The 8809-nt window shown below is 71.3% G+C and carries 10 protein-coding genes; 6 read left to right on the forward strand and 4 right to left on the reverse strand.

Annotated elements, in window-relative coordinates; translation table 11 throughout:
• Positions 1-547, forward strand: a 547-nt coding sequence (locus VET29_RS16495) for a hypothetical protein (protein ID WP_324921060.1), incomplete at its 5' end; no start/stop codon positions are given.
• Between the two features lie 68 nt (positions 548-615).
• Here the strand turns inward: VET29_RS16495 and VET29_RS16500 are convergent.
• Both VET29_RS16500 and VET29_RS16505 read right to left on the reverse strand, forming a co-directional pair.
• Positions 616-1128, reverse strand: coding sequence for a PadR family transcriptional regulator (locus VET29_RS16500; protein ID WP_324921062.1), 513 nt, complete (start codon positions 1126-1128; stop codon positions 616-618).
• A 110-nt stretch (positions 1129-1238) separates the two neighbouring features.
• Entirely contained in the window at positions 1239-1682 is a 444-nt protein-coding gene (locus VET29_RS16505; RefSeq protein ID WP_324921064.1) for a hypothetical protein, read from the reverse strand.
• Between the two features lie 171 nt (positions 1683-1853).
• Here VET29_RS16505 and VET29_RS16510 point away from each other — a divergent pair, with 171 nt between their 5' ends.
• The 3 genes from VET29_RS16510 to VET29_RS16520 are packed head-to-tail and all read left to right on the forward strand — an operon-like array spanning position 1854 to position 5164.
• A complete protein-coding gene (locus VET29_RS16510; protein WP_324921065.1) occupies positions 1854-2297 on the forward strand; it encodes a helix-turn-helix transcriptional regulator in 444 nt (147 codons plus the stop codon).
• A 10-nt stretch (positions 2298-2307) separates the two neighbouring features.
• On the forward strand, positions 2308-2718 hold the full coding sequence (locus VET29_RS16515) for a VOC family protein (protein ID WP_324921067.1): 411 nt from the start codon (positions 2308-2310) through the stop codon (positions 2716-2718).
• A 40-nt stretch (positions 2719-2758) separates the two neighbouring features.
• A complete protein-coding gene (locus VET29_RS16520) occupies positions 2759-5164 on the forward strand; it encodes an excinuclease ABC subunit UvrA (RefSeq protein WP_324921069.1) in 2406 nt (801 codons plus the stop codon).
• Between the two features lie 98 nt (positions 5165-5262).
• Here the strand turns inward: VET29_RS16520 and VET29_RS16525 are convergent, their stop codons facing one another.
• Positions 5263-5820 carry a TetR/AcrR family transcriptional regulator gene (locus tag VET29_RS16525; RefSeq protein ID WP_324921071.1) on the reverse strand — a complete coding sequence of 186 codons (558 nt, stop codon included), beginning with the start codon at positions 5818-5820 and terminating at the stop codon, positions 5263-5265.
• A gap of 90 nt (positions 5821-5910) precedes the next feature.
• Between VET29_RS16525 and VET29_RS16530 the strand changes: the two genes are divergently transcribed.
• Positions 5911-6624, forward strand: coding sequence for an alpha/beta hydrolase family protein (locus VET29_RS16530; RefSeq protein WP_324921073.1), 714 nt, complete (start codon positions 5911-5913; stop codon positions 6622-6624).
• A 55-nt stretch (positions 6625-6679) separates the two neighbouring features.
• Here VET29_RS16530 and VET29_RS16535 read toward each other — a convergent pair whose 3' ends face one another.
• Complete coding sequence (locus VET29_RS16535; protein WP_324921076.1) at positions 6680-8047, reverse strand: FAD-dependent monooxygenase; 1368 nt, start codon at positions 8045-8047, stop codon at positions 6680-6682.
• Positions 8048-8215: 168 nt separating this feature from the next.
• Here VET29_RS16535 and VET29_RS16540 point away from each other — a divergent pair.
• The coding region (locus VET29_RS16540; RefSeq protein WP_324921079.1) for a winged helix-turn-helix domain-containing protein at positions 8216-8809 on the forward strand (594 nt) is incomplete at its 3' end.

Consider the following 8809-nt stretch of genomic DNA (forward strand, 5'->3'; position numbering starts at 1 on the left):
GGCCGAGCGGCTCGGGTTCGCCGACATCGGCGCGCTGGTCCGGAACCGGACGGCGGCGGGAGCGAGCCTGGCGGCGATCAGCCGGGAAGCCGGGCTGCACAAGGACTGGCTGTGCCGGCACCTATCCCTGCTCGACCCCCTGGCGGCCGAGGAGATCGCGGACTCGACGACGACGCGGCAGAACACACGGTGGGACGCGCCGTGGCTGCCGATCGTGACGGCCCTGGGGTTCTCGGCGGTTGCCGCGTACCTCACCGACCGGCACGTGACCCGCAACCACACCGTGCGGGCGATCGGCACCGAGACCGGGCTGTCGAGGTCCGCGATCGAGTCGGCGCTGCGCCGGCACGGGATCACCCGGCAACCGCACGCGGCCACCCGCGCGAGCCGGGACGATCGTGCGGACGCCATCGCCGCCCGGTTCGGGTTCCCGCGGCTCGCGGAGTACCTCGCCGACCGGCGTGGCGCGGGGATGAGCTGGCGGGCGATCGCCACCGAGTGCGGGCAGCCGCCGACGTGGGTGCGCCGCCGCGCCGGCCTTGCCTAGGGGTGCGGTGGCAGGCCGGCGGACAGGCCCCGCTCGGCGGCGTTCGTGCAGGTCAGACGGACCAAGCACTACCAGTCGTCGCCAAACTCGTCCAGGAAGCGCAGTGCGGCCAGCATGTTGCTGTGTCGCCAGGACAGCAGGACCGCCTCGAAGCCGGCCGCTCGCGCGCGCTCCGCGGCGACCGCTTCCAGCGCGGGTCCGAGCACGGCACGCTGGTCGGCGACCAGTGCCGCCGCCGGCAGGTCGCGGCGGTGGCGCAGGGCCAGCTTCATCAGCAGGTGCGACCGCAGGTCCCGCACGTGCGCCACCGGCTCGGCGAGCCAGGTGTCCACCGCCTCGCGGCCGGCCTCGGTGATCTCGTAGACCGTGCGTGGTGGGCCGGCACCCGTCTCGACCTCCTTGGGCGTCACCAGCCCCGCGGCCTCCAGCCGGGACAGCGCGCGGTAGATCACCGGCCGCGGCATCTGCCACACCCGGCCGAGCTCGCCATCCCGGGCGGTCAGCGCCGCGATGACGAACCCGTGCGCGGGCCGCTCACGCACCACGGCCAGCACCGTCCACTCCGGCAACGCCCACTCCACGCGGATGAGCCTAACGGCGGACGGGCCACGGGCAGGCTCGTCCGCCGCGAGCGCCGGCCTGGACGGTCAGGTGCCCGGCGAGTGCGTCACCGCCTTCCACACCGAGCCGGTCAGCTGACCGGCTCGGTGTGGAAGGCGAAGTGGTCGCCCTTCACGCAGTTGATCGAGGCGGTCTCGCCGTCGTCGGTGGTGCAGGACCAGCCGTTGGTGACCTCGACGTTGCCCAGCGAGCCGGCACTCTGCTTGTCCGCCGGCAGGGCGAGGTAGGCGTCGAGGATGTTGAAGGCCTCGGTGCAGCCGACCACGCCGGTCGCGGTCGGGTCGGCGATCAGCTTGTGGGTGCCGCTGTGCACGTCGACCTTGCCGCAGTCGACGGGCTCGGTGCCGGCCGCGCCGGTCGGCGCGGCCGGCGTCTTCTCCGTGGCAGCGGTCGTCTCCGTGGCAGAAGTCCTCTCCGCCGAGGTCGTGGTCTTGGTGTTCGAGTCGAGCTTGTCGCAGGCGGTCAGGAGCAGTGTGCCGGCGGCGAGCGCGATGACGGCCAGTCGCATGGACATCGTCGTGTTCCTCCCTGGTGGTGCGAACCCCTTCACCCGTTGCGACGCACGGCCGGGTCCCGCGTTCGTCACCGGTCGCCGGGTTTGCCCGTTCGGCCATCGCGGAGGCTCCGTAACTCCGTGTGCGGTGAAGCGCGGGGTCCGGCCGCCGGCTGTGGCACCATCTGGGCTGTGCCCAGCAGACCCGCCGACACGCAGCGCCTACGCGACCTGGCGCTGCTCCGTCGCGTCCGGGACCGCATCGACCGGGAGTACGCGCGGCCGCTCGACGTCGAGGCGCTCGCCGGCGGCGTCAACATGTCGGCCGGGCACCTCAGCCGCCAGTTCAAGCTCGCCTACGGAGAGTCGCCGTACAGCTACCTGATGACCCGGCGCATCGAGCGGGCGATGGCACTGCTGCGGGTCGGTGACCTCAGCGTCACCGACGTCTGCTTCGCCGTCGGCTGCTCGTCACTTGGCACCTTCAGCACCCGGTTCACCGAGCTGGTCGGGGTGCCGCCCAGCACCTACCGGCGGGAGGCGGCGGACGCGACGGCGGGGATGCCGGCGTGCACGGCGAAACAGGTGACCCGGCCGGTCAGGAATCGAGAAGCACGCCCGCTGAGCCGCACCTAGTGTGACCGGCATGGACATCAGCATTCAGGCGAGCTACCTCCCGCACGACGACCCGGCGGCGGCCGTCTCCTTCTACCGGGACATTCTCGGGTTCGAGGTCCGCAACGACGTCGGCTACAACGGACTGCACTGGATCACCGTCGGCCCGGCCGGCCGGCCCGACAGCAACATCGTCCTGTACCCGCCGGAGGCGACGCCCGGACTGACCGAGGACGAGCGCCGCACCATCACCGAGATGATGGCCAAGGGCACCTATGCCAGCATCAACCTGGCCACCAAGGACCTCGACGACACCTTCGCGAAGCTGCAGGCGAGCGAGGCCGAGGTGGTCCAGGAGCCGACCGACCAGCCGTACGGGATCCGCGACTGCGCGTTCCGCGACCCCGCCGGCAACATGGTCCGCATCCAGGAAGCGCGCTGAGACGGGCCGCGCCAGAACATCGCGGATGGAGAAACACACGATGAGCACGGCCACCAGGAGCACGGCCACCAGGACGAACAGGAAGCCGCCCGAGCCGCACGTCGCCGACAGCCATGACCTGATCCGCGTGCAGGGCGCGCGTGAGAACAACCTCAGGGACGTCAGCGTCGAGATCCCCAAGCGCCGGCTGACGGTGTTCACGGGGGTGTCCGGCTCTGGCAAGAGCTCACTGGTGTTCGACACGATCGCCGCGGAGTCCCAGCGGATGATCAACGAGACCTACAGCGCGTTCCTGCAGGGCTTCATGCCCACGCTCGCCCGGCCGGACGTCGACCTGCTCGACGGGCTGACGACGGCGATCATCGTGAGCCAGGAGCGGATGGGCACCAACCCACGGTCCACGGTGGGCACCGCCACGGACGCGAACGCCATGCTGCGCATCCTGTTCAGCCGGCTCGGCAAGCCGCACATCGGGCCGCCGACCGCCTACTCGTTCAACGTGCCGCGGCGGACCGCGAGCGGGTCGATGACCGTCGACAAGGGCAAGGGCGAGCGGCTCACGGTGCGCAACGCCGTCTACCACGGCGGCATGTGCCCGCGCTGCGAGGGCATGGGCTCGGTGTCCGACTTCGACCTGACCGCGCTGTACGACGAGAGCAAGTCGCTCAACGAGGGCGCGCTCACGATCCCCGGCTACAGCATGGAGGGCTGGTACGGCCGCATCTTCCGCGGCTCCGGCTTCTTCGACCCGGACAAGCCGATCCGCAGGTACACCAAGAAGGAGCTGCACTCCCTGCTCTACCAGGAGCCGACCAAGATCAAGGTCGAGGGGATCAACCTGACCTACTCGGGACTGATCCCGCAGATCCAGAAGTCGTTCCTGTCCAGGGAAGTCGACGCGATGCAGCCGCACATCCGCGCGTTCGTGGAGCGGGCGATCACGTTCACGGTCTGTCCCGACTGCGACGGCACGCGCCTGTCCGCGGAGGCGCGGTCGTCGAAGATCAACGGCAACAACATCGCCGACCTGACCACGATGCAGATCAGCGACCTGGCGGACTGGCTTCGGGGCGTCGACGAGCCGTCGGTGGCGCCGCTGCTCACGGGCCTGCAGCACCTGCTCGACTCGTTCGCCGAGATCGGGCTGGGTTACCTGTCCCTCGACCGGCCGGCCGGCACCCTGTCCGGCGGCGAGTCGCAGCGCACCAAGATGATCCGGCACCTCGGCTCGTCGCTCACCGATGTCACCTACGTCTTCGACGAGCCGACGATCGGGCTGCACCCGCACGACATCGAGCGGATGAACGAGCTTCTGCTGCAGCTGCGGGACAAGGGCAACACCGTGCTGGTCGTCGAGCACAAGCCCGAGTCGATCGCGATCGCCGACCACGTCGTCGACCTCGGCCCCGGCGCCGGCACAGCCGGCGGCACCATCTGCTTCGAGGGCACCGTCGAGGCGCTGCGGGCGAGCGGCACCATCACCGGCAAGCACCTCGACGACCGGGCGACGCTGAAGGAGACCGTGCGCGCGCCGGCCGGTGCGCTGGAGGTCCGCGGCGCCAGCACGCACAACCTGCGCGACGTGGACGTCGACATCCCGATGGGCGTGCTCTGCGTGATCACGGGCGTGGCCGGGTCGGGCAAGAGCTCGCTGATCCACGGCTCGGTCGCCGGCCGCGAGGGCGTGGTGGTGGTCGACCAGGGCGCGATCCGGGGTTCGCGCCGGAGCAACCCGGCGACCTACACCGGGCTGCTCGACCCGATCCGCAAGGCGTTCGCCAAGGTCAACGGCGTGAAGCCGGCGCTGTTCAGCGCCAACTCCGAGGGCGCGTGCCCGACCTGCAACGGCGCCGGGGTGATCTACACCGAGCTGGGCATCATGGACACCGTCGCGACGACCTGTGAGGAGTGCGAGGGCAAGCGGTTCCTGGCGTCGGTGCTGGAGTACCGGCTGGGTGGCCGCAACATCGCCGAGGTGCTGGCGATGCCGGTGGCCGAGGCGGAGCGGTTCTTCGCGGACGGCGAGGCGAAGACGCCGGCGGCACACCGGATCCTGACGACCCTGGTGGACGTCGGACTGGGCTACCTCAGCCTCGGACAGCCACTGACCACACTGTCCGGCGGCGAGCGCCAGCGGTTGAAGCTGGCGACCCGGATGAACGACAAGGGCGGGGTGTACGTGCTGGACGAGCCGACCAGCGGGTTGCACCTGGCGGACGTGGAACAGTTGCTCGGGCTGCTGGACCGGCTGGTCGACGCCGGCAAGTCGGTGATCGTGATCGAACACCACCAGGCGGTCATGGCCCACGCGGACTGGATCGTCGACCTGGGCCCCGGCGCGGGCCACGACGGCGGCCGGGTCGTGTTCGAGGGCACCCCGGCCGAGCTGGTCGCGAAGCGTAAGACCCTGACGGGCCAGCATCTCGCGACCTACGTCGGCGCCTGACCGCGGACCGGTCCTCGCCGGTCACGTTCGACGCCGCCGAGGATTCATGCCGGCCTGACGGGCGAACCGTCAGCTCGGCGGCGTCCCCGCGGGCACCGCTAGCCCTTCAGGCCGGCCACGAGGAGCGCGACCAGCCGGCGGGCGTCGTAGCGGGGGCTGTTGCCGGCGCCGGCGCACAGGCCGCCGATGCCCCGCATGAGCTCGAAGGCGTCCTGGCCGGGGCGGATCTCACCGGCGGCGGCCGCGGCGTCGAGCAGCCGGGTGCACACGGGCCCGAGCCGTTCGAGGAAGTACGAGTGCAGGGGGTCGAAGCACGGGTCGTCGGACTGCAGGACCGCGGCGAGGCCCAGCTTGGTGACCAGGAAGTCGACGAACAGGTCGATCCACCGCGCCAGTGCGGCGTGTGCCGACGGACTGGTCGCCAGCAGTGTCGGCCCGGCCTCGGCGAGAGCCTCCACCTGGTGCCGGTAGACGGCGACGATCAGGTCAGCCCGCGTCGGGAAGTGCCGGTAGATCGTCGCCGTCCCGACACCGGCCCTGGTCGCGATGTCGCGAATCGGCGCCTCCACGCCGGCGGCCACGAAGACCGCGGCGGCCGCGTCGAGCAGGTTCTTCTCGTTGCGCCGCGCGTCCGCGCGCTTGGGCCGGTCGTCCATCACACCCCTCCTGGATAAACGGGACGTTGTCCCGTATCGTCAACCGGGACGCTGTCCCGAATGTTCATGATGCCAGATCAGGGGTGAGGTATGTCGACGTATCTGCTGGTGCACGGTGCCTGGCACAGCGGGGAGTGCTGGGCTCGGGTGGTGCCGCTGCTGGCCGGCCACCGGGTGCTCACGCCGACGCTGACCGGCTACGGCGACACCGCGCACCTGGCCGGCCCCGAGGTGGGCCTGGACACGCACGTCGACGACATCGTCCGGCTGATCGCCGACGAGGACCTCACCGACGTGGTGCTCGTGGGCCACAGCTACGCGGGACTGGTCGTCTCGTCGGTGGCCAACGAGGTGCCGGACCGCGTCGGGCACCTGGTCTATCTCGACGCGATGGTCCCCGAGGACGGCGAGACCGCGGCGGACGTCCTGCCGGTGACCCGGCCCCTGATCGACCTAACCCTGAGGTCCGACAGCGGGTGGCGGATGCCGCCGCCGCCCGAGCAGCCGCCGCCAGCGGGGCTGTTCGGCGTCACCGACCCTGCGGACCTGGCCTGGCTGCGGTCGATGCTGTCGGACCAGCCGGTGCGCTGCCTCCAGGAGCCGGTCCGGCTCGACAACCCGGACGCGGCCAAGATCCCGCGGACGCACATCCACTGCACGGCCGGCCCCGACATGGGCCGGCGCCCCGTCCCGCCGATCCAGCCCAACGGCACCCCGGCGCAGGTGTGGGAGCTGCCGACCGGCCACGACTGCATGATCACCATGCCGGCCGAGCTGGCGGAGCTGTTGCGCCGGCTCGGCTGACGGAGGCGGTGGCCCGCGGGGGTGGTCATGTGGGCCACCGCCGTCTGTGGGGACGCTACCGGCCCACGGGCGACGCGGCCGGCACGTCCGGCGTCGCCGCCGGCGCGAGGCGGCGGGCCCGCCGGTTCGCCGCGACGACCCTGGCGATCATCGACGGCGTCATCAGTCGCGGCGGCTTCTCCACGAACGCGCTGACCTTGAAGAACCGTGCCGCCACAACGGGATCGTGCTCCGCGGCGGTCAGTACCCGGCCGACGTAGGAGTTCATCAGCCGCAGCGGCAGCGGGCGCGGGCCCGCGACGTACGGCAACGCCAGGTCGGCGCCGATGGTCATGTTCCACGCCATCTGGATCGGCTTCGCGGCCCCGCGGAAGAACCGGCGCGCCAGCTGCCGGTCACCCCGCCGCAGGCATTCACGCAGCACCAGCGCCTCCAGTGCCGCGACCGTCATCCCCTGCCCGTAGATCGGGTTGAAGCCGCACATCGCGTCGCCGAACACGAGCAGTCCCTCGGGGAAGCGACGCATCCGGTCGTACCGGCGCCTGCGGTTCGCGCGGAACCGGAACGTCGACACGTCGTCGAGCGGCTCCGCCTCCCGCAGCGCCGCGATCATGTGCGCCGGCGCGACCCGCGCCGCGAACTCCAGCATGCTCTCGTAGTCGGGCGTCGGGTGCTCGTCGCCGTAGCCGTACACGGTGAACAGCCACGTGCCGTTCTCGTACGCCGCCAGCGCCATCCCCACCGGGCGGTCCGGGTTCGAGCCGATCACGGTGAGCGTCTCGGGCACCACGTCCGGCGCGAGCCGGACCAGCCGGCTCGTGTACCGCACGTCGATCACGACCTCCTCCTCCCCCGGACGGTCGTATCCCAGCTCCGCCAACCACATCGGCGTCCGCGACCCGCGCCCGGTCGCGTCCACCACCAGGTCCGCGGCCAGCTCCTCCGCCGCCGCTCCGCGCCGGACCACGCGGACGCCACCCACCCGCGCGCCCTCGGTCACCAACCCCACCACGTCGCAGCCGTCCACGATCTCGACGTTGGCCAGCTCCCGCAGCCGGGCCCGCACACCGGTCTCCAGGAACGGCCGGCTCGGCTGGTACACGGGCTCGACATCCATCTCGGGTGACAGCCGGTGCACGCCGTCGGGCAGGAAGCGGAACCTCGCGTAGTCCACCAGCTTGGTCCCGCCCCAGTCGACCAGCTCCTCCAGCAGGCCGGGGAAGAGCTCCTCGATGACATGCGCCCCACCGGGCAGCAGGCCGTGCACGTGCCGGCCCTGCGGCACACCCCGGCGGCTGTGCGGCGTCCGCGCCAGCTGGTCCCGCTCCACGACCGTCACCCGGTCGTAGACATCGGCGAGAACCCTCGCGGCCAGCAACCCTCCCATGCCGGCCCCGAGCACGATCGCGTGCTCAGCTCCCATCTGACTCTCCCCTCCGTTACCCCCGGTCATGCCGCAAGGAGCCTCGCCGGTGAACGGCCCCGATGCTTGGCGGGACCATGGCGATGTCCTGGAGATTGCGTGCAGAGACCGAAACGTTGCCGTCGGTACGAGCGACAACGGGGTGACTCCCACGGAAGAAGCGGCCAGGTGTACCGGTTCGACGACTGCCAGGTGGACCCGCGCCGGTTCGAGCTGCGGCGCGGCGGCGAGGTGGTGCACGTCGAACCGCAGGTGTTCGCGTTGCTGGCGCACCTGATCGAGCACCGGGACCGGGTCGTCACCAAGGCCGAGCTGCTGGACGCGGTGTGGGGCGGCCGGTTCGTCAGCGAGTCCGCACTCACCAGCAGGGTCAAGATGCTCCGCCGCGCGCTCGGCGACGACGGCAACCGGCAGCGGATCATCGCGACGGTGCACGGCGTCGGCTACCGGTTCGTGGCGGAGGTCGCCGAGCCCCACGTGCCGGAGGATTCCCGTCCACCGCAACGGATCCAGTACTCCGTCTCGCCGGACGGCGTCCGCGTCGCGTACGCCAGCTCGGGTTCCGGTCCCCCGCTCGTCAAGGCGGCGAACTGGCTCACCCACCTCGACCTGGAGTGGTCGAGCCCGATCTGGGCGCACTGGCTCGACGGCCTGGCGCGGCGCCATCGCCTCATCCGGTACGACGAACGCGGGTGCGGCCTGTCCGACTGGGACGTCGCGGACTTCGGCTTCGACGCGTGTGTCAACGACCTGGAGCTGGTG

The organism is Actinophytocola sp. (assembly GCF_035634895.1).
Lineage (GTDB): Bacteria > Actinomycetota > Actinomycetes > Mycobacteriales > Pseudonocardiaceae > Actinophytocola.